Annotated in this window: 14 protein-coding genes; 9 read left to right on the forward strand and 5 right to left on the reverse strand. The window is 70.3% G+C overall.

Annotated features, from left to right (window positions below):
* Positions 1 to 45: 45 nt before the first annotated feature.
* Together ACN260_RS11060 and ACN260_RS11065 are read right to left on the reverse strand one after the other, a co-directional pair.
* Positions 46 to 999: a family 43 glycosylhydrolase gene (locus tag ACN260_RS11060; RefSeq protein WP_422755873.1), complete on the reverse strand. Its 954-nt coding sequence runs from the start codon at positions 997 to 999 to the stop codon at positions 46 to 48.
* A 92-nt stretch (positions 1,000 to 1,091) separates the two neighbouring features.
* Positions 1,092 to 2,117 carry a LacI family DNA-binding transcriptional regulator gene (locus ACN260_RS11065; protein WP_422755874.1) on the reverse strand — a complete coding sequence of 342 codons (1,026 nt, stop codon included), beginning with the start codon at positions 2,115 to 2,117 and terminating at the stop codon, positions 1,092 to 1,094.
* 410 nt (positions 2,118 to 2,527) lie between these two features.
* Here ACN260_RS11065 and ACN260_RS11070 point away from each other — a divergent pair, with 410 nt between their 5' ends.
* The 8 genes from ACN260_RS11070 to ACN260_RS11105 all read left to right on the forward strand — a co-directional run bounded on the left by ACN260_RS11070 (position 2,528) and on the right by ACN260_RS11105 (position 13,729).
* A complete protein-coding gene (locus ACN260_RS11070; RefSeq protein WP_422755875.1) occupies positions 2,528 to 3,886 on the forward strand; it encodes an ABC transporter substrate-binding protein in 1,359 nt (452 codons plus the stop codon).
* Entirely contained in the window at positions 3,883 to 4,854 is a 972-nt protein-coding gene (locus ACN260_RS11075) for a carbohydrate ABC transporter permease (protein ID WP_422755876.1), read from the forward strand. The genes ACN260_RS11070 and ACN260_RS11075 overlap by 4 nt, the downstream gene beginning before the upstream one ends.
* On the forward strand, positions 4,851 to 5,675 hold the full coding sequence (locus ACN260_RS11080) for a carbohydrate ABC transporter permease (RefSeq protein ID WP_088646293.1): 825 nt from the start codon (positions 4,851 to 4,853) through the stop codon (positions 5,673 to 5,675). Before ACN260_RS11075 ends, ACN260_RS11080 begins: the two co-directional genes overlap by 4 nt.
* A gap of 2 nt (positions 5,676 to 5,677) precedes the next feature.
* Positions 5,678 to 6,826, forward strand: a complete 1,149-nt coding sequence (locus ACN260_RS11085) for a serine hydrolase domain-containing protein (RefSeq protein WP_422755877.1) — start codon at positions 5,678 to 5,680, stop codon at positions 6,824 to 6,826.
* A gap of 441 nt (positions 6,827 to 7,267) precedes the next feature.
* A complete protein-coding gene (chvE, locus tag ACN260_RS11090) occupies positions 7,268 to 8,410 on the forward strand; it encodes a multiple monosaccharide ABC transporter substrate-binding protein (RefSeq protein ID WP_422755878.1) in 1,143 nt (380 codons plus the stop codon).
* A gap of 86 nt (positions 8,411 to 8,496) precedes the next feature.
* Positions 8,497 to 10,035, forward strand: a complete 1,539-nt coding sequence (gene mmsA / locus ACN260_RS11095; protein ID WP_422755879.1) for a multiple monosaccharide ABC transporter ATP-binding protein — start codon at positions 8,497 to 8,499, stop codon at positions 10,033 to 10,035.
* Positions 10,032 to 11,282: a multiple monosaccharide ABC transporter permease gene (gene mmsB, locus ACN260_RS11100; RefSeq protein WP_422755880.1), complete on the forward strand. Its 1,251-nt coding sequence runs from the start codon at positions 10,032 to 10,034 to the stop codon at positions 11,280 to 11,282. The genes mmsA and mmsB overlap by 4 nt, the downstream gene beginning before the upstream one ends.
* Positions 11,283 to 11,623: 341 nt before the next feature.
* The gene (locus tag ACN260_RS11105) at positions 11,624 to 13,729 is read left to right on the forward strand and encodes a family 43 glycosylhydrolase (protein WP_422755881.1); all 2,106 of its coding nucleotides are present in this window, start codon (positions 11,624 to 11,626) and stop codon (positions 13,727 to 13,729) included.
* A 111-nt stretch (positions 13,730 to 13,840) separates the two neighbouring features.
* Here ACN260_RS11105 and ACN260_RS11110 read toward each other — a convergent pair whose 3' ends face one another.
* The 3 genes from ACN260_RS11110 to ACN260_RS11120 all read right to left on the reverse strand — a co-directional run bounded on the left by ACN260_RS11110 (position 13,841) and on the right by ACN260_RS11120 (position 19,370).
* Positions 13,841 to 16,177: a beta-L-arabinofuranosidase domain-containing protein gene (locus ACN260_RS11110; RefSeq protein WP_422755882.1), complete on the reverse strand. Its 2,337-nt coding sequence runs from the start codon at positions 16,175 to 16,177 to the stop codon at positions 13,841 to 13,843.
* A gap of 136 nt (positions 16,178 to 16,313) precedes the next feature.
* Positions 16,314 to 18,119: a family 43 glycosylhydrolase gene (locus ACN260_RS11115; RefSeq protein WP_422755883.1), complete on the reverse strand. Its 1,806-nt coding sequence runs from the start codon at positions 18,117 to 18,119 to the stop codon at positions 16,314 to 16,316.
* A gap of 486 nt (positions 18,120 to 18,605) precedes the next feature.
* Positions 18,606 to 19,370, reverse strand: coding sequence for a FadR/GntR family transcriptional regulator (locus tag ACN260_RS11120; RefSeq protein ID WP_422755884.1), 765 nt, complete (start codon positions 19,368 to 19,370; stop codon positions 18,606 to 18,608).
* Between the two features lie 151 nt (positions 19,371 to 19,521).
* On the opposite strand from ACN260_RS11120, the gene ACN260_RS11125 reads away from it, so the two are divergent.
* Positions 19,522 to 20,790, forward strand: coding sequence for an ABC transporter substrate-binding protein (locus tag ACN260_RS11125; protein ID WP_422755885.1), 1,269 nt, complete (start codon positions 19,522 to 19,524; stop codon positions 20,788 to 20,790).
* The last annotated feature ends 3 nt before the right edge of the window (positions 20,791 to 20,793 follow it).

A 20,793-nucleotide genomic window follows, 5' to 3' on the forward strand; every position in this document is an offset into this window, starting at 1 on the left:
CGTCGTCCCGCCCGGACGGACGACCGGGCGGTGGTCGGAAACTCCTCAGCCGGCCGCGGTGGCGGCGGGCGTGCCGACCGGGGTCAGCCCGGTGGCGGCCCGGTAGCGGACCGGGATCGGGTCGGTCAGCACGCCGACGAACTCCCCGTCGACGTGGTCGAGGAACCCGATCAGGGACCAGTCGCCGGTGGGGTCGGCGACCAGCCGGGGCGCGTACAGGTGCGGGTGCGGGAACGGGCGGGCCGCGGCGATGTCCCACGGGCCGCGTACGTCGTGCCCCTCGACCGCCCAGATCCGGTGGCCGTCGCGGCGGGTGCCGGCGGCGTCGGTGGAGAACAGCAGCAGCGGTTGCCCGTCCACGACGGCGACCTGTGGCACCTCCAGGTGCCCGAACCCGGCGGGCACCGACAGCGGCGGCTGCACGGTCCAGTGCAGCAGGTCCGGTGAGGTGGCGTGCCCGACGACGCCCCGGGCCTCGGTCGGGCCGGTGTTCACCCGGGCGGTGACGAGCATGTGCCAGCCGTCGCCGTCGGGGTCGGGGAACACCCACGGGTCACGCCACGCCTGCTCGTACCACAGCGTCCGGTCGAGCAGTTCGTACCAGGTGGGGTCGGCCTCCACCAGCGGCCCGGTGCCGTGCCGGTGCCAGGTGGTCAGGTCGTCGGAGACGGCCAGGCCGATCCGCTGCACCAGCCCGTCCTCGGCCCGGCCGACCCCGGTGTAGAACAGGTACCACCGCCCGTCCGGGCCGCGTACCGTGCACCCCGTCCAGGTCGCGAGGTCGTCCCAGCTCGGCGCGTCGGCGGGCACGATCGCGTCGGCGACGAGCTGCCAGTTGCGCAGGTCGGTGGAGACGGCGTGGCCGATCGTGGCGCGGCGGTGCCGGCGGTGCGGGTCGTGCAGGGCGCGGGAGGCGCGCAGGAAGAACGCGTGCCACCGGTCGGTGTCGTCCCGGGCGTACCAGCTGTCCCACACCCAGTGGTCGGGTAGACGTAGCATGCCGGGAAGCTAGCACTAAATCGTTTTAGCTACCAGGTCGGCCCTGCTGCCACGACCGGTGTGGGCCGTGGATCGGTGTGCGCGGGGGAGGGTCAGCCGGCGGGTGCGGCCAGCGAGCGGCGGCGGCGCAGCGGCATGGGGACGAGCGACGGCGTGGCCCCGCCGCCGTCGAGCAGGATCTCGACCGCCCGGCGACCCATCTGCTCGTGCGGCAGCGCGGTGGTGGACAGGCCGGGGCGCAGCCAGGCGGCGATCGGGTCGTCGTCGAACGAGACCACCGAGATGTCGTCCGGGACGGTCAGCCCCGCCTCGGCGAGCGCCTGGTAGGCACCGAACGCCAGCCGGTCGTTCATGCAGATGATCGCGGTGGGGCGGGTCGGTCGGCCCAGCAGCGTCCGCATGGCGGCGTAGCCGTGTTCGGGCAGCCACTCGGCGCAGAAGCACTCGGTCAGCAGGTCGACCCCGGCGTCGTCCAGCGCCCGGTGGACGCCGCGCAGCCGGGCCCGCGCGGCGAGGGAGACCTCGGCGTCGTCCTCCTTGAGCCGGTTGCGGCCGATCAGCGCGATCCGGTCCCGGTGGCCGAGGTCGAGCAGGGCGGCGGTGACCGTACGGCCGGCCCGCTCGTCGTCGGGGAGCACGCAGGGCAGGTCGTCGGGGCTGGTGGCGTTGAGCAGCACCACCGGGCCGCCGAGGATGGCCGGGGGCACGGTCAGCCGGCGGGTGGCCATCGCGGCGTAGATCACGCCGTCGACCTGCCGGTCGAGCATCGCCTCGATGGCGTACTGCTCGAAGGTGGCGTCGCCCTGCGTCTCGGTGATGAGCAGCACGTGGTCCCGTTCCCGGGCCGCGTCGAGCGCGCCCCGGATGAGGCCGCCGGCGAACCGGGTGGTGGCGACGATGTCGGAGACGAACGCGATGGTGGCGGTCTTGCGGGTGCGCAGGCTGCGCGCCGCCAGGTTGGGCCGGTAGCCGAGTTCCTCCGCGGCGGCGAAGACGCGCTGGTGCGCCTCGGCCGACAGCCGGGTGCCCTCCCGGCCGTTGAGGACCATCGACGCGGCGGTCTTGGACAGCCCGGCCCGCCGCGCGACGTCGGCCAGGGTTGCTCTGTTGCGGCCCATCAGTCCTCCGAATCGCCGGCGGCGTCGCGGCCGCGCTCCCGCCCATCATGATGCGTGGTCCGGCCCGGCCCGGTGCCGGCGGTCACCGCGGGTGTGTGTCGGTCACCACCCGCGACGGCCGGTGGAGCGGGTGGCCGAGCGTGAACCGGATGTTTCCGGACCGTTGCCTTTTGGTCCTTGACAGCTCAGGTCGCCGCGCGCATGCTCTGCTAAATCAGTTTAGCGGCTACTTTTGACAGGTCGGGCGGCACCCTCGGTGACCCTCGGCATAGTCATCGGTAACGACAACGCGTGCTACGGCGGCACGCCGACGGCGACGTACTGTTGCGGCTGGTCACCCACCGTGACGACCCGTCTGCTCGGCCCGCACCGCGGCCGAGGCACGCACGGAAGAGTCGAGGAGTCCTCAATTGGCTACACCACTGGCAAGGTTCTCCCGCCGGACGGCGCTCCTGGCCCCCGTGCTGGCGTTGGGGCTGGCCGCCACGGCGTGCAGCGCCCCCGGGGCCGACGACGCGCCGAGCACCGGCGGCGACGCCACCGTCAGCACCGAGCTGGGCAGCGACCCGATCACCCTGGAGATGTACGCCGAGACCGGCTTCCCGCTGGCCAAGGCGTTGGCCGACGAGTTCACCAAGCAGCACCCGAACGTCAAGTTCAACATCCGCGAGGACCAGTTCACGGTCATCGTGGAGAACGCGCCCCGGGTGATGGCCTCGGACAACTCGCCCGACATCATCCGGCTCCCCACGATGGTCGACCTGGTCAAGGACGACCTGCTCAAGAACCTCGACCCGTACTTCACCGCGTACGGCTGGGACAAGTTCCCCGCCTCCCAGTTGGTGCAGTTGCGGGTCGGCGACGGCGGCACCACCCGGGGCACCGGGTCGCTGTGGGGGATGGGCCTCGGCTACAGCGTCACCGGCGTGTTCTACAACAAGAAGCTGGCCGAGCAGGTCGGGATGACCAAGCCGCCGGCCACCATCGCCGAGTTCGAGGAACTGCTGGCCAAGGCCAAGTCCGCCGGCGTGCAGCCGATCATGCAGTTCAACAAGAACACCGCGGGCATCAACTTCCCGCACCAGGCGTTGCAGAACCAGTTCGGGGACCCGGCCCAGGTGGCCGACTGGATCTTCCAGAAGCCGGGCGCGACGTTCGACACCCCGGCCGCGCTCAAGGCCACCCAGACCATCCAGAAGTGGGCCCAGGCCGGCTACTTCCCGAAGGACGCCAACGCGCTGGACTACGCGAGCATGGTGGGCGAGTTCCAGAAGAACAACGGCCTGTTCATGTTCAACGGTGACTGGGAGTCGGCCAACCTCGACAAGACGATGCCGGGCAACGTCGGCTTCTTCCTGTTCCCGACGGAGTCGGCCGGTGGCAAGCACGTGGCGATGTCCGCCCCGAACACCTTCGGCATCGGCGCCAAGGCCAAGAACCCCGACGCCGCCGCGTACTTCCTGAACTGGGCGCACACCAACGCCACCGCCCGCGAGATCGCGGTCAAGATCGGTGGCTCCAGCCCGGGTGGCCCGAGCGACCTGCCCGTGCCCGCCGCCGCCCCCGGCACCGTGCTGGCCGAGACGCTCAAGGCGTCCCAGCAGCTCGGTGAGGAGAACGGCGCGGTGGACTTCACCGCCAACGCCACCGGTGGCATCTTCGCCGCCGCGATCACGCCCGAGATGCAGAAGCTGATCGCCGGTCAGCAGACCCCCGAGGGGTACGTGAAGGCGGTCCAGGCCGAGTACGAGAAGGAACTGTCCCGATGACGTCTGCCCTCGGCAGCGTACCGACCGGGCACGGTGGGACGGCGCCCTCGCCGGACCGTCCCACCCGCCCGTCGCCCGCGCGGGCCCACCGGAAGCGGTGGGCCCGCGCGGGCGGGACGGGCTGGCTGTTCGTCCTGCCCGCCGTGCTGATGTACGCGGTGTTCGTGCTGCGCCCGCTCGCGCTGACCATCCAGTACTCGTTCTACAACTGGAACGGCATCGGGGTGGCCCGCTGGGCGGGGCTGGACAACTACCTCACCGTGTTCACCGACAGCGACCTGCTGAAGATCATCGGAAACGCGCTCGTCCTGATCGTCTTCTTCAGCTTCGTCCCGGTCGCGCTCGGCCTGCTGGTGGCCAGCCTGGTCCGCCGGATCACCACCGGCGCGTTCGGCACCGTCGTCCGGACGGTGCTGTTCCTGCCCCAGGTCATCCCGCTGGTCGCGGCGGGCATCGCGTGGAGCTGGCTGCTCTCGACGAACGGGTTGATCAACCAGGTGCTGCGCGCGGTCGGCCTGGGCGGGGTGGCCCGCGCCTGGCTCGGCGACTTCGACACCGCGCTGCCCGCCGTCGGCGTCATCGGCGCCTGGGTCCTGCTCGGCCTCTGCACGATCCTGCTGGTCACCGGCATGAGCAAGATCGACCCTGCGCTGTACGAGGCGGCCCGCCTCGACGGCGCCGGCCCGGTCCGCGAGTTCTTCGCCGTCACCCTGCCCAGCCTGCGCCAGGAGATCGGCGTCTGCCTCACGGTGACCATCATCGCCGCCCTGGCCAGCTTCGACATCGTCTACATCTCGACCAGCGGCGGCCCCGGCCTGCAGACCACGGTGCCCGGCCTGGAGATCTACCGGCTGGCCTTCTCGCAGCGTCAGGTCGGCCTCGCCTCGGCGCTGGCCGTCGTGTTGATGCTGCTGGTGGTGCTCTGCGTGCTGCCGATCCAGCGACTGACCCGGGGGGACAAGTCATGAACCTCAGCCGGCGCGAGAACCTGACCGGCCGGGTCTTCCTGCTCGTCCTGGTCGTGGTCACCCTGCTGCCGTTCGTCAGCATGCTCTCCGCGGCGTTGCAGCCCCGGGGCACCGTGCCCAGCGGCCTGGCCTGGCCGTCGGACCCGCAGTGGGGCAACTTCGCCGACGCCTTCACGGTGGCGAACATGGGCGCGCTGCTGCGCTCCAGCCTGCTCATCGTGGCCGGCGTGGTGCCGGTCTCGGTGCTGATCGCCACGATGGCCGGCTTCGGGTTGGGCCAGCTCCGGGTTCCCGGTGGCCGGATCGTGTTCGCCCTGCTGCTGCTCGGCCTGACCCTGCCGTTCGAGGCGGTGGTCACCCCGCTGTACTACCAGATGCAGGATCTCGGCCTGCTCAACACCCGCTGGGCGATCATCCTGCCGTTGATCGGGCTCTACATGCCGTTCGCGGTGTTCTGGATGCGGGCCCACTTCAGCAACGTGCCGGTCGAGTTGTCCGAGGCGGCCCGGGTCGACGGCAGCAGCACCTGGCAGCTGTTCTGGCGGGTCCAGGTGCCGCTCGCCCGCCCGGCCATCGCGTCGCTGACCATCCTGATGTTCCTCTGGACGTGGAACCAGTTCCTGCTGGCCATCGTCCTGGTCGACGACCCGGCCAAGCGGACGATGGCGGGCGCGCTCGGGGCGTTCCAGGGGCAGTGGGGCACCGACCTGGTGCTGCTGTGCGCCGGCTCGCTGCTGATCCTCACCCCGACCCTGATCGTCTTCCTGATCTTCCAGCGTCAGTTCATCAAGGCCCTGATCCAGGGCTCTCTGAAGGGATAGCAGTGGCCCCGCAGATCCACGGCGACGTCGACGAACGGTACGGGCGGGTGGCCGACGTCTTCCGCGCCAACTTCACCGACCGGGGGGAGGTCGGCGCGGCGCTCACCGTCTACGTCGGCGGTCGACGTGTCGCCGACCTGTACGGCGGGACCGCCGACCCGCGCACCGGCCGGCCCTGGACGGCCGACACCCCGGTCGTCGTCTACTCCTGCACCAAGGGCATCCTGGCGATCTGCGCCTACCTGCTGGTGCAGCAGGGCCGACTCGACCTGGACGCGCCGGTCACCCGCTACTGGCCGGAGTTCGGCCGGCACGGCAAGGCCGACATCCCGGTGCGCTGGCTGCTCACCCACCAGTCCGGCCTGCCCGCGCTCGACCGCCCGTTGACCCTCGACGAGGTGCTCGCCTGGGACCCGGTGATCGCGGCGATCGAGGCCCAGGCCCCGCTGTGGCAGCCGGGCACCGCGCACAGCTACCACCCGATGACCTACGGCTGGCTGATCGGCGAGGTGATCCACCGGATCACCGGCCAGCTGCCCGGCGCGTTCTTCCGCGACGCCGTGGCCGCGCCGCTGGGCCTGCGTACCTGGCTCGGGCTGCCGGCCGCGCAACGCGACACGGTCGCCTGGAACATCGCCCCGCCGCCCGAGGCGGACCCGTTCGTCGACCCGGTGGCCGACCGGGGGATCACCATGGGCGGCGCGTTCGCGTTCCCCGCCGACGACGCCGGCCTGGTCAGCTTCAACGACCCGGCCATCCAGGCCGCCGGCATCCCGGGCGCGGGCGCGGTGAGCACGGCCGACGGGCTGGCCCGCCTCTACGCCGCATGCGTGTCACCGGTGGCGGGACCGCCCCTGCTCGACCCGGCGTCGGTCGACGACGCGACCGTCGTACGGTCCCGGGGCCAGCAGCGGCACGGTCCGCCGGACACCGGCCAGCGCTGGGGCACCGGCTTCCTGCTGCACTCCCCGCCGGCCCGACCGCTGCTGTCCGAGCGCAGCTTCGGCCACGACGGCGCGGGCGGCAACCTCGGCTTCGGCGACGACGCCCACCGGGTCGGCTTCGGCTACGTGGTGAACCAGATGCAGGGCATGGGCGACGAACGCGCCAACCTGCTGACCGCCGCGCTGCGGTCCTGCCTGGACGACTGACGACCGGCCGGCCACGACACCACGCGCCCCGGGCGTCCCGACGAGGGACACCCGGGGCGCGACGCCGTCCGGGTCCGGGTCCTACCCCCGGGCCGCGTCCACCTGCCGTGGCGCGGCGCGGTCGCGCGCTGGCGGTGCTGTCGTAACTCGCGCTGGCGGTGCTGTCGTAACAGGTCGGAGACCTGGCGTGATGACCCCGTCGGCCTGCTCCGGCCCGGCGGCCGGCTGCCGGCGGACCCGACGCGAACCGGTTCGCTGGCCACGGCCCCGGGAGGCTGTCCGGCCCGGCGGACGGGTGCTCCATGCCGTGGACCCCGTTACGAGACCGTGACGTCCGGATTTCCGGGGGACTGTTGACGGGGGCGATGTGAGCGCTAACACTACCCCGAAAGGTGACAGGTGGTCCCCGCAGTCGGCGGGAGTTCCGGAGAGGAGAAACCTGTGCGCAGGAAATTCCTGGTCGCGCTCGGCGGCGCGGCACTGGCGTTCAGCCTGGCCGCGTGCAGCGGCGGGGGCGCCGGCAGCGGCGGTGACACCAGCGACAAGAAGCCCGCCGACCTGACCATCGGCGTCTCCATGCCGACCCAGACCTCGGAGCGGTGGATCGCCGACGGCAAGGCGGTCAAGGAGAAGCTGGAGGCCAAGGGCTACAAGGTCGACCTCCAGTACGCAGGCGACGACATCCCCACCCAGTCCCAGCAGGTCGACCAGATGATCACGCAGGGCGCGGACGTCCTGATCATCGCGGCCATCGACGGCACCGCGCTCAGTGGCCAGTTGGACGCCGCCGCCGCCGCGAAGATCCCGGTCATCTCCTACGACCGGCTGCTGCTGGGCAACAAGAACGTCGACTTCTACGTCAGCTTCGACAACTACAAGGTCGGCGTCGCCCAGGCGACCGCCCTGCTGGTCGGCCTCGGCCTGCAGACCAAGGACGGCGGCAAGGGCACCGCGACCGGCCCGTTCAACATCGAGCTGTTCGCCGGCTCGCTGGACGACAACAACACCCAGTACTTCTGGGGCGGGGCGATGGACACCCTCAAGCCGTTCATGGACAACGGCACGCTGAAGGTCAAGTCCGGCCAGACCCGCATCGAGCAGGCGGCGACCCTGCGCTGGCAGCAGGAGACCGCGCAGAAGCGGATGGAGGACCTGCTCACCTCCGGTTACAACGACGGCACCGTGGTCAACGGGGTGCTGTCGCCGTACGACGGCATCTCCCGGGGCATCATCACCGCCCTGCAGAACGCCGGCTACGGCAAGGGCGCCAAGAAGCTGCCCGTGGTGACCGGCCAGGACGCCGAGATCGCCTCGGTCAAGCTGATCAACGACGGGGTGCAGAGCTCGACCGTCTTCAAGGACACCCGGCTGCTCGCCGAGCAGGCCGTGATCGCGGCCGAGGCGTTCCTGCAGGACAAGGAGCCGCAGGCCAACGACACCAAGACCTACAACAACAAGGTCAAGGTCGTCCCGTCGTACCTGCTGCCGATCGAGACCGTCTACAAGGACGACATCACCAAGGTGCTCGTCGACTCCGGTTACTGGACGGCCGACGAGGTCGCCGCCGGTCAGGCCAAGAAGTAAGCCGGTCGTCGGGCGCGGCGGTCACCGGCCGCCGCGCCCGACGCATCGCAAGCCCGCCTCAGGCTTCGACGATCAGGACGCTGACCATGGACGACACCATCCTCGAGATGCGACGCATCACGAAGACCTTCCCCGGGGTGACCGCGCTGGCCGACGTCTCCCTCGCGGTGCGCCGGGGGGAGATCCACGCCATCTGCGGCGAGAACGGCGCCGGCAAGTCCACCCTGATGAAGGTGCTCTCCGGAGTGCACCCGACCGGGTCGTACGACGGCGAGATCGTGCTGGACGGTAAGCCGGTGCACTTCCGGGGCATCCGCGACAGCGAGTCCCAGGGCGTCGTCATCATCCACCAGGAACTCGCCCTGGTGCCGCACCTGTCGATCGCCGAGAACATCTTCCTCGGCAACGAGCGGCGCGGCCCGGGTGGCCTCATCGACTGGAACCGCGCCAACGCCGAGGCCGCCGACCTGCTGGCCTCGGTGGGCCTGCACGAGAATCCGGTCACCCCCGTCATCCAGCTCGGTGTCGGCAAGCAGCAGCTCGTCGAGATCGCCAAGGCGCTGTCCAAGAAGGTCCGGCTGCTCATCCTGGACGAGCCGACCGCCGCGCTCAACGACATCGACTCGGCCCACCTGCTCGACCTGCTGCGCCGGCTGCGCGACCGGGGCATCACCTGCATCCTGATCTCGCACAAGCTCAACGAGGTCACCGCGATCGCCGACGCGACCACGGTCATCCGGGACGGGCGCACCGTGGAGACGCTCTCCCTGGCCTCCGGGGAGGTCACCCAGGAGCGGATCATCCGGGGCATGGTCGGCCGGGACCTGGACAGCTTCTATCCCGACCGGGTCTCGTCGCCGCAGGAGGAGGTGCTGCGCATCGAGAACTGGAGCGTGCGGCACCCCACCCAGGACCGGCTCGTCGTCGACGACGTCAGCCTGGACGTCCGCGCCGGTGAGGTGGTCGGCATCGCCGGGCTGATGGGTGCCGGGCGCACCGAGCTGGCGATGAGCGTCTTCGGCCGGTCGTACGGCCGGGACGTGCGGGGCCGGCTGTTCGTCCGGGGCCGGGAGGTCCGGGCGCACACCGTCGCGCAGGCCATCGAGCACGGCATCGCCTACGTCACCGAGGACCGCAAGCGCTTCGGTCTCAACCTCATCGACGACGTGCGGCGCAACGTCTCGGCCGCCGCGCTGGGCCGGCTCGCCCGCCTCGGCTGGGTCAACGGCAACGAGGAGATCAAGGTCGCCGAGCAGAGCCGGCGCGACATGAACATCAAGACCACCAGCGTGATGGCCGTGGTGGGCAAGCTCTCCGGCGGCAACCAGCAGAAGGTCGTGCTGTCGAAGTGGCTGTTCACCAACCCTGACGTGCTGATCCTGGACGAGCCGACCCGGGGCATCGACGTCGGCGCGAAGTTCGAGATCTACACGATCATCAACCGACTGGTCGCCGAGGGTAAGGCGGTGATCCTGATCTCCTCGGAGCTGCCGGAGCTGCTCGGCATGTGCGACCGCATCTACACCCTCGCCGCCGGTCGGATCACCGGCCAGGTGCCGGTGGCCGAGGCGACCCAGGAGAACCTCATGGATCTGATGACGAAGGACAAGGAGCGCGTGGGATGACCAGCGTCAAGACCTCATCGCCGCCGTCCCCGCCGCCCACCGGGAAGAGTCCGGGCGTCGCCCTGCACGCCGGCACCAGCGACCTGCGCTCGCTGATCATGAACAACCTGCGGCAGAGCGGCATCTACGTCGCGCTTGTCGTCATCGTGGGGCTCTTCGCGGTGCTCACCGACGGGGTGTCGCTGAGTCCCGGCAACATCACCAACATCGTGCTCCAGTACTCCTACATCCTGGTGCTGGCGATCGGCATGGTGATCATCATCATCGGCGGGCACATCGACCTGTCGGTGGGCTCGGTGGTGGCGCTCACCGGGGCGGTCTCCGCCGTGCTGGTCATCCGGGAGGGCTTCCCGTGGTGGGTCGGCATCCTGGCCGCGCTGGCGGTGGGGGTCGCGGTCGGCGCGTGGCACGGCTTCTGGGTGGCGTACGCCGGCATCCCTGCCTTCATCGTGACGCTCGCCGGCATGCTGCTGTTCCGGGGTCTGACCCTGCGGGTGCTGGACAACATCTCGCTGTCCCCGTTCCCCGCCGACTACCAGCAGGTCGCGGCCGGATTCCTCAACGGCCTGCTCGGCGGGGAGGGCTTCGACGCGTTCACCCTGCTGATCGGTGCGATCGCGGTGGCCGGGTACGCGGTGAGCGGTTTCCGTACCCGGGTGGCCCGGGTGCGCTACCAGCAGCCGGTGGAGTCGTTCCCGCTGTTCGTGGCCCGGGTGGTGCTGGTGGGCGCGGTCATCATGTACTTCGCCTGGCAGTTGGCGCACGCCCGGGGACTGCCGATCGTCCTGATCATCCTGGCCGCGCTGGTGCTGGTCTACGGCCTGCTCACCCGGCGTACGGTCTTCGGCCGGCAGGTCTACGCGATCGGCGGCAACCTCTCGGCGGCGATGCTGTCCGGCGTGAAGGTGCGCACGGTCAACTTCTGGATGTTCGTCAACATGGGCTTCCTGGCGGCGGTGGCCGGGGTGATCTACTCCTCGCGCTCCAACGGCGCCCAGCCCGCCGCGGGCAACATGTTCGAGCTCGACGCGATCGCCGCCGCGTTCATCGGCGGGGCAGCGGTCACCGGCGGGGTGGGCACCGTGGTCGGCGCGATGGTCGGCGGTCTGATCATGGCGGTGATGAGCAACGGCATGCAGCTCATGGGCGTCGACCAGTCCATCCAGTCGGTGGTCAAGGGTCTGGTGCTGCTCGTCGCCGTGGCCTTCGACGTCTACAACAAGCGTCGCGCCGGGGCCTCCCGCTGACCGGCGACGCGGCATCCGCCCGCGTCGCACCCCTGCACCGGACACCCCGGGCCGCGTCGGACGATTCCGACCCGGCCCGGGGTGTCGGCATCTGCGCCTGTCGATCGTGTCCGGGTCGTTTCAGCTTGACGAGCATCATGTTATCGCTCACAGTCTATGGATAGCTGAAGCCGTTCCCGCAGCGGCTGGTCGGCAGGCCCGACCCGTCGCTGCGCCCGCGTCGTGCGCCATCGCGGACGCACCGCCGAGTGAACGCTGACATCGGCAGGCTTCGAACAATGCGACGACGGTGGCCCGCGTTCCCGGCGCGACCGTCGTCCCACCGTTCGTGAAGGAGGATCATGGTAGCCATGGGTGAGGTGCCGGTCGCCGTCCGGCGACGGCGCGGCTGGTGGTCGCGGGTCGTCGCCGCGCTGATGACGGTGCTGGTCGGGGGTGGGCTCGTCGTGATCGAGTCGACCGGCGCGGCGGCGGCGACGGTGGACACCACCGCCTGGTACGTGCTGGTCAACCGCAACAGCGGCAAGGCGCTGGACGTGTACAACTTCGCCACCAACGACGGCGCGCGGATCACCCAGTGGACCCGTGGCGACGGTACCAACCAGCAGTGGCAGTTCGTCGACTCCGGCGGCGGCTACTACCGGCTGAAGTCGCGGCTCTCGGGCAAGGTCCTCGACGTCTACAACTTCTCCACCGCCGACGGCGCGTCGATCGTGCAGTGGACCGACGGCAACGGCACCAACCAGCAGTTCCGGCTCGCCGACTCGACTGACGGCTACGTCCGGCTGCTCAACCGCAACAGCGGCAAGGCCGTCGAGGTGCAGAACGCCTCCACCGCCGACGGCGGCAACATCGTCCAGTACGCCGACTGGGGCGGCACCAACCAGCAGTGGCAGCTCGTCCGGGTCGACGGCGGCACCACCCCCACCACGCCGCCGCCCACCACGCCACCGGCGGGCGGCTCGTACACCAACCCCGTGGTGTGGCAGGACTTCGCCGACGTCGACATCATCCGGGTCGGCGACGCGTTCTACCTGTCCGCCTCGACCATGCACTACTCGCCGGGCGCCCCCATCCTGCGCTCGTACGACCTGGTCAACTGGGAGTTCGCCGGGCACTCGGTGCCCAGGCTGGACTTCGGCGCGAAGTACGACATGTCCGGCGCACGGGCGTACGTCAACGGGATCTGGGCGTCGACGCTGAACTACCGCCCGAGCAACCGCACCTACTACTGGGCCGGCTGCATCGACTTCGCCAAGACTTACATCTACACCGCCGCCGCCGTCGACGGCGCCTGGAACCAGCACGCCACCATCAACAAGTGCTACTACGACGCCGGCATGCTGGTCGACGACAACGACACCATGTACGTCGCCTACGGCAACACCCAGATCAGCGTGGCGCAGCTGTCCGCCGACGGTAGGAGCGAGGTCCGCAGCCAGCAGGTCTTCTCCACCCCGTCGAGCGTGGGCACCCTGGAGGGGGCGCGGTTCTACAAGCGCAACGGCAGCTACTACATCTGGCTCACCCGGCCGGCCAACGGCCAGTACGTGCTGAAGTCGTCGAGCCCGTTCGGCCCGTACGAGATGCGGCAGGTGCTGCTCAACATGCCCGGCCCGATCTCCGGCGGCGGCGTGCCGCACCAGGGCGGTCTGGTGCAGACCCCGGCCGGCCAGTGGTACTACATGTCCTTCGTGGACGCCTACCCCGGTGGGCGGGTGCCCGCCCTGGCCCCGATCACCTGGACCGCCGACGGCTGGCCGCAGATCCAGACGGTCAACGGCGGCTGGGGCACGTCGTACCCGAACCCGCTGCCGACCCGACCGGTCAAGCCGCTGACCGGCACCGACACGTTCTCCGGCAGCACCCTCGGCCCACAGTGGGAGTGGAACCACAACCCGGACAACAGCAAGTGGTCGGTGAACAACGGCCTGCGCCTGCAGACCGCCACCGTCACCAACGACCTCTACAGCGCCCGGAACACGGTCACCCACCGGATCCAGGGGCCGACCTCCACCGCCACCGTCGAACTCGACTACTCGGCGCTGCGCGACGGCGACCGGACCGGGCTGGCGGTGCTGCGCAACTCGTCGGCCTGGATCGGCGTCCGCCGGGACAACGGCGCCACCCGGGTGTCGATGACCAGCAACCTCACCATGGACGGCAGTTGGCGGACCACCAACACCGGTACGGAGATCGCCTCCGCCCCGGTCAGCGGGGGACGCATCTGGCTACGGGCCACCGCCGACATCCGCCCCGGCTCCGGCCGGCAGGCCCGGTTCTCCTACAGCACCGACGGGGTCACCTTCACCGCGCTGGGCAACGCGCTGACCCTCGACAACACCTGGCAGTTCTTCATGGGCTACCGGTTCGCCCTGTTCAACCACGCCACCCAAACCCTCGGTGGCACCAGCACGATCCGTCAGTTCCAGCTCACCACCCCCTGACCCGTCCGCCCGGCACACACGCAACGGGGCCGCCCCGCACAGGGCGGCCCCGTTGCGTGGCACCGTCGGTCCCGCACCGTCTCGCCAGCGGTGCGGGACCGACGGTGGTCCTCACGGGTTGGCGACGAACCGCCACCGGTTGTCCGGGCTGCCGTTGTCGCTGTCCTGCACGGCCTGCGCGCCCTGGGCGGTCGAGCCGTTGAGGATGCCGAGCAGCTTCCCGCTGTTGACATTGCGGATCTTGTAGGTGCCGTCGCCCTGGCTCAGCAGCGTCCACCGGTGGTCGGCGGTGCCGTTGTCCGCCCATTGCAGCACGCGGGCGTTGTCGGCGGTGGACATGTTCTCCACGCCGAGGACCTTGCCGCTGTGCACGTTGCGGAACCGGACCGCGTCGCCGTCGGTCACCACCACCCAGTTGTGGTCGGCGGTGCCGGTGTCGCCCCACTGCAGGGCCAGCCCGCCGTCGGTGGTGGACATGTTCTGGATGCCGAGCACCAGGCCGCTGCCCACGTTGACGATCCGGGTGCTGCCGCCGGTGCTGCCACCGCTGGCGCTCCAGTAGACCGTGTAGTTGAAGCCGTGGGCGTCGTAGAACGGCCCGAGGTTGACCGTGGACCCGTTCGCGGTGGCGGTGAACGCCAGGGTGCCGGTGCTCGTCCGGGTCACCGACGAGGTGTTCAACGACGGCAGGGCGCTCAGGGCGGTGTTGCCGTAGTTGCCCGCCAGCACCGCCGGGCCGTACGTGAGGGCCACGACGTTGGCGTTGTCGTTGCTCGGCTGCACGACGACCTTCATCGGCAGCCGTACGGTGACGGTGTCGCCGGCCGCCCAGGTACGGGTGACCGTGGCGTAACTGCCGGGGTTGGTGGCGACGTCCTGCGTCACGCCGTTGACGGCGATCGTCGCGCCGGTGGCCCAGGCCGGGATCCGGACCCGGATGCTCCACGAGCCGCTCATCGACCCGGAGAGGGTGAGCGTGCTGGTGTCGCTCGCCGGGTAGCTGGTGCTCTGGGTGACCGTGATCCCGCGCTGCGACCAGGTCAGCACCGACGGTACGAACAGGTTCACCGTCAGCGTGGTGTCGTTGTAGAAGTAGATCGAGTCCATCAGCTTCGTGTTCGCCTCGATACCGGTGCCCTGACAGCACCAGAACGAGTTGTAGTCGGTGCTCCAGGTGCCCCCGCCCCAGGCCGGGCCGACCCCCCGGCGACCACCCGGCTTGAGCGGGGTGAAGTAGGTGACGTGGCCGTGGCCGTCGGCCGGGTTCTGCGCGCCGACGACGTGGTTGAGCAGGGCACGCTCGTAGAAGTCGAAGTACGCGACCCGGTTCGGGTCGAGCAGCCACAGCTCCCGGGTCAGCTTGAGCATGTTGTGGGTGTTGCAGTGCTCGCAGGTGTCGTTGGTCAGGTACCCGGCGATCGCGTTCGGCGGCCGGAAGTGCTCGGCCTGGCTGTTACCGCCGATGACGTAGGTGTGCGCGTTGACGGTCATGTTCCATGCGTTGCTGGCGATGTCCCGGTACCGGGTGGTGCCGGTCGCCTTGAACTCCCGCGCCGCGCCGATCCACTTGGGCACCTGGGTGTTGGCATGCTTGCCGTTGAGCTGGTCGGAGTTGCTGGCGAGCGGGTTGAACACGCCTGCGTGGTCGAACCGCTGGGCGACGGTCAGCCAGCGCCCGTCGCCGGTGTGCTGGTAGAGGTCGGTCAGTGCCTCGTTCATGCCGCCGAACTCGGTCTCCAGCATCGCCTGCATCTGGTTGTAGCTCAGCCGCGACGTGCGGGTGTCGACCCAGCCGGCCAGCGCCAGCAGCACCGAGCGGGCCTGCGTGTTGCCGATGTAGCGCCACACGTCGAGCAGCCCCATGAGGGTCTTGTGGATGCAGTAGTAGGGCACGTTGCCGTTGGACAGGGTCCGGGCCTCCAGCGCCGCGAAGTCCGACTCGGGGAAGCCGGACAGGTAGCCGGCGGTGAATCCGGCCGCGCCGTTGTTGGCCTGGCACCTGGCCAGCTCGGCCACCATGTAGTTGGCCTTGTCCCGGCAGGTGGTGTCGCCGAGCACCGCGTACGCCTGCGCCCAGGCGGTGAGGAAGTGCCCCTGCATGTGGGTGCGGAACGGGAAGGACGGCGCGTCCCAGCCCCCGTTGGTCGCGGCCCCGTTGGTGCCCAGCCGGTGGTTGGCCCGGAAGTTGTAGAGCATCCGGTCGACGTCGACGAACCGCAGGTAGCTCAGTGTCCGGTTCTGGTTGTCCAACAGCCGGCCGGCGGTCAGTCGGACCTGACCCAGCTCGAACGGGTACGCCGAGACGCCCAGGTCGGTCCGGGCCGGGGGGACCACCAGGGCCGCGCCGGCCGGCCCGGACCCGAGCAGGGTGCCGCCCGCGGCGGAGGCGAGCGCGGTGGCGCCGGCAGCCTGGAGAAGTTGGCGTCGGTTGAGGGACGGGAAGGACATGGGAACCTCCAGCGGACCGGATCACGGGCGAGCGCCCGTCCGGTGGGTCGTGCGGACGGTGGTGTCGGGTGGTGGGGTGCCGGCCCGCCCCGGTGGGGCGGAGCGGGCCGGCGCGACCGTCAGGCGCGCGACGGGGTCACGCGGGGGTACAGGTCAGGTCGGTCGGTGGCTGGTTGCTGCCGGTGGTCGAGCTGATGTAGCCGACGGTGGTGGAGCCACCGGCTCCGAGTTGCCCGTTGTAGGCGGCGTTGGTGACGGTCACCTGGTTGCCCTGCTGGGTCAGGGTGCCGTTCCACGCCTGGGCCACCGTCTGCCCGCTGGGCATGGTGAACGACACCCGCCAGCCGGTGATCGGGGTGGACCCGTTGGTGATGGTCAGCTTGCCCTCGAAGCCGCCCTGCCAGGTGTTGACCACGGTGTTGGTGGCCGCGCAGGACCGCCCGGAGGGGGTCGTCGGAGCCGGCGTCGTCGGGGCCGGGGTCGTCGGGGTGGGGGTGGGGGTCGCGGTGGGCGTCGTGGTGGGCGTCGCGGTCGGGGTGGGCGTCGGGGTGGTGCCGCTGCCGTTGAACTGCCACCAGTTGACGTTGAACAGGGTGCCGCTGCCGCCGGTGAACCGCAGGTACATGTCGTGGGTGCCGGTGGCGCCGGACACCGGGCAGGAGACGGTCTGCCAGTTCTGCCAGCCGCCGGTGACCGGCACGGAGCAGCCGGCCACCCGGGTGCCGGTGGGGCTGTCCAGCCGGACCTCGATGGTGCCGCCGCTGCCGGCCGAGGCGACCCGGGCGTTGAAGGAGGTCGCGCCGGTGCCGAAGGAGACCCCCTTGACCTTGATGTAGTCGCCGTTCTCGATGAAGCCGACGTTCATCCCGCCCTCGCTGGAGGCCTCCGTCTCGATCCCGGAGCCCCAGGCGATCGTCTCGGCCTCCTGCCGCACGTACGGGTTGAGCGTGCCGATCTGCGGTGCGCCGGTGCTGGTCATGTTGATCGTCGGGATGGTGCCGTTGGTGCCGTAGGTGAACTTCTCCACCGCGACCGACCGGGTGTAGCCGCCACCGCCGGGCAGCGCGCCGTTGTGGTAGAAGAAGTACGACCCGCCGTTGAAGTCGACGATCCCGGCGTGGTTGGTGAAGCTGCCGCCCTGCCGGGGCATGACCGTGCCCCGGTAGGTCCACGGCCCGAGCGGCCCGGGGGCCGTCGAGTAGCCGATGAACTCCGAGCAGCACTCGGCGGCGAACACGTTGTAGTAGGTCCCGTTGCGCTTGAAGACCCAGGGACCCTCCTCGTAGAGGGTGGGCCGGGTGGCGTTGCCGGTCCGGGTGCCGAAGCCGGCGGTGGTCAGCGGGATCTTGGTGACACTGCCGGAGTACGAGATCATGTCGGGGTTCAGCTTGACGTACCACAGGTTGGGGTTGCCCCAGTAGAGGTACGCCTGCCCGTCGTCGTCGATGAACACGGTCGGGTCGATCTCGCCGTTGGCCGCCAGCGGGCGGCCGATGGCGTCCCGGAACGGGCCGGTGGGGCTGTCGCTGACCGCCACCCCGATGGCCATCGAGTTGGTCGACTTCGCGGTCACCGGCACGTACCAGTAGAACTTGCCGTTGCGGGCGATGACCTGGCCCGCCCACGCGTCCGCCTTCGCCCAGCTGAAGGTGGCGACGTTGAGCGGCGAGCCGTGGTCGGTCCAGTTGACCATGTCGGCGGAGGACCAGACCCGCCATTCCTTCATGGTGAACCAGGTCGAGCCGTCCTCGTCGTGGCCGGTGTAGAGGTACACCCGGCCGTTGTGCACCAGCGGGGCCGGGTCGGCGGTGTAGATGTGCTGGACGATCGGGTTGTCGGCCTTCGCGGTGCCGGCCGGCAGCAGGGTCGAGACCAGGAGCAGGGCCGCCAGCCAGGCGAGGGTACGCCGCAGTCGGGTCAGCGGTGGCAGTGCGGGTTTCACCAGTACCTCCCAGGGTGGGCGATGCGTGTTGAGGGCGTCGACGCGTCGGTGGCCTACCCGGACTCCGCCGGCACGCCGGCCGTCTGCCGGTGCGCCTGGACGTGTTCGAGTCGCCCGCCGTGCGGGTACGCGGGGTGTGGCGTCACGGCCCGATCGCGCTCCCGGCCGGGGACGGCTCTGCGGTCGGCGCGGTCGTGTCAGGACCCACGGTGGCGGTGGACGACGTGCGCCGGGGCTTCCGGGCGCGTCGAACCCTCGACCCGACCCGGCGGCGTGCAGCATCCACGGAGGTGCCCGGAGGTGTCCCACCGACGTTGCCCGCGCCCGCCCTCGCTGCACCGACCGGTGCCGGTGGCACAGCGCGGAAGCGTGCCCTTCGCTCCCGCGGCCGACGGTATCTTGTTATCGTTAACACCCGCAAGCCATTGACGTCCGTCGGTTGCGGAGCGCCATTTCCGGTCGACTCCGGGCGGCCGCGCCGACGGGTCAGCGCACCAGCCGACCGGTGTCCGGTCCGCCCCGTCGGACCAGCCACGCCTCGGTGATGTGGGTGACCATGGCCTCGGCCGCGCCGTCCGGGTCGTGGGCCGCGATGCGCTCGTAGATCCGCCGGTGCCCGCGGTTGGACGCCACGCACAGCGCCCGCTCGGAGCGGCCCATGTAGCGGGCGGTGTTGACCACCTGGCTCTCCAGCGACCGGACCACGCCCCGGGCGATCCGGTTGCCGGACGCCTGCATGATCACGTCGTGGAACGCCCGGTCGTGCTCGTGGTAGGCGACCTGGTCGTCGACGAGTTCGTCCATCCGGTCGACCAGGACGCGCAGCCGGTCGACGGTCTCCTGGTCGGCCAGCCGGGCGGCGACGTTGGCCATGTCGGACTCCAGCACCCGCCGGGTGGCCACCAGGTCGTCGAGGATGGTCAGGCTGTCGTCCTCGGCGATGGTCGCGGCGAGCACGAGTTCGTCGAGCATGTCCCACATCGACGGTGGGGTGACGATGGTGCCGCTGCCCTGGCGGACCTGCACCAGGCCCTTCTCCTGGAGGATCTTCACCGCCTCCCGGACGACCGTGCGGCTGACCGAGAACGCCTCGCACAGCGCCGGCTCGGGAGGCAGCGGGGCGCCGGGCGGGTGAACTCCGCGTACGATGCGTTCCACCAGTTCGGCGGTGACGGCCGTGGCGAGGTTGGCCGGTCGTCGCGCCCAGCTCGGCGGTGTCGACGCGTTCAGGGTGACCTCTCGTGCCGTCATGTCCCCTCCAGTGACTCCCGCGGACCGCGCCACGACCTGACTGCCGCGAATTCTACGTCCCACTGTTGACGTCATACGTCATACGAGTTACTTTCTCGTCAATTCATGTGTCTCGATCAGCGCTATCGACCGAGTTCGAAGGTGAGCAGCGATGAAGCAGCGAGCAGTGTGGTCGGCCGTCCTCGTCGCGACGCTGGCGCTGGCCGGCTGCGGGAGCGCCGGCGGGACGCGTTCCCCGTCCGGCGGGGCGGACGGGAAGCTCGTGGTCTGGGACTGGAAGTCCGGCGAGGCGTCCTCAGCCGCGTACCTGGAGAAGGCGAAGGCCGACTTCGCCCGCAAGCACCCCGGCGTCACCGTCGAGTTCGTCGCCCAGCCCTTCGAGCAGTACTACACGCTGCTCGGCACGGCGATCCAGGCCGGCAAGGGCCCGGACGTGATCCTGTTCAACGGCGGCGGCCAGATCCGGGACCGGGTCGACGCGCTGCTGCCGCTCGACGAATACCTTGCGGGGGACCGGCAGCGGCTCACCGGCTGGGAGGCGTTCAGCAAGGACGGCAAGACCTACGCCGGCCCGGTCACCTTGCAGGGCCACCCGATCTACTACAACCGGACCCTCTACGCCAAGGCCGGCCTCGACCCCGCCAAGCCGGCCACCACCTGGCCGGAGTTCGTCGCCAACTGCGCCACCCTCACCAAGCAGACCGGCGCGAAGTGCTTCGCCCTGGGCAACAAGGAGGGCTTCGGCATCCAGTTCTTCCTCTCCGCCCTCGGCTCCGGCGTGCTCACCCCGCAGGAGTACGACGACTGGATCGCCGGCCGGCGGAACTGGAACTCCCCGCACGTCAAGCGGATCTTCGCGCTCTGGAAGCAGACCCAGGACGCAAAACTCAACAGCGACGGGGCGAACTCGACGGCGATGTTCAACGACTCGTTCGCCATCTTCCAGTCCGCCAGGGCCGCCCACGTCATCGGGCTGATGTCCGACGTCGGGCACTGGAAGGACTTCAGCGAGTTCCTCACCGCCGAGAAGCTCGGGGTGATGCCCGCCCCGGTCGTCGAACCCGGCGCCACCCCGAGCCTGCCCTACGACGGCGGCATCGGCTACGGGGTCGCCAGATGGACGAAGGACCCCAGGGTCGCCGCCGACCTGGTGCGCTCGCTGACCTCGACCGACGCGCTGAAGTCGTTCTACGCCGACGCCGGGGCGATCGCCGCCGACACCACCATCGACGTCTCCCAGGGCGGCCCGGCGGTGACCACCATCGTCGCCGACCTCAAGGCCGGCAAGCCCGCCCTGCACGTGGCGCTGTCCTCGAAGACCCTGGACCTGATGGGCCGGCTCTCCCAGCAGCTGCTGAGCGGCTCGGTCACCGTCGACGAGGCGGTGAAGCAGCTGGCCGCCTCCGACCAGGCCGGCTGAGCC

It is taken from the genome of Micromonospora sp. WMMD708 (genome assembly GCF_049315245.1).
GTDB classification, from domain to species: Bacteria; Actinomycetota; Actinomycetes; order Mycobacteriales; family Micromonosporaceae; genus Micromonospora; species Micromonospora wenchangensis.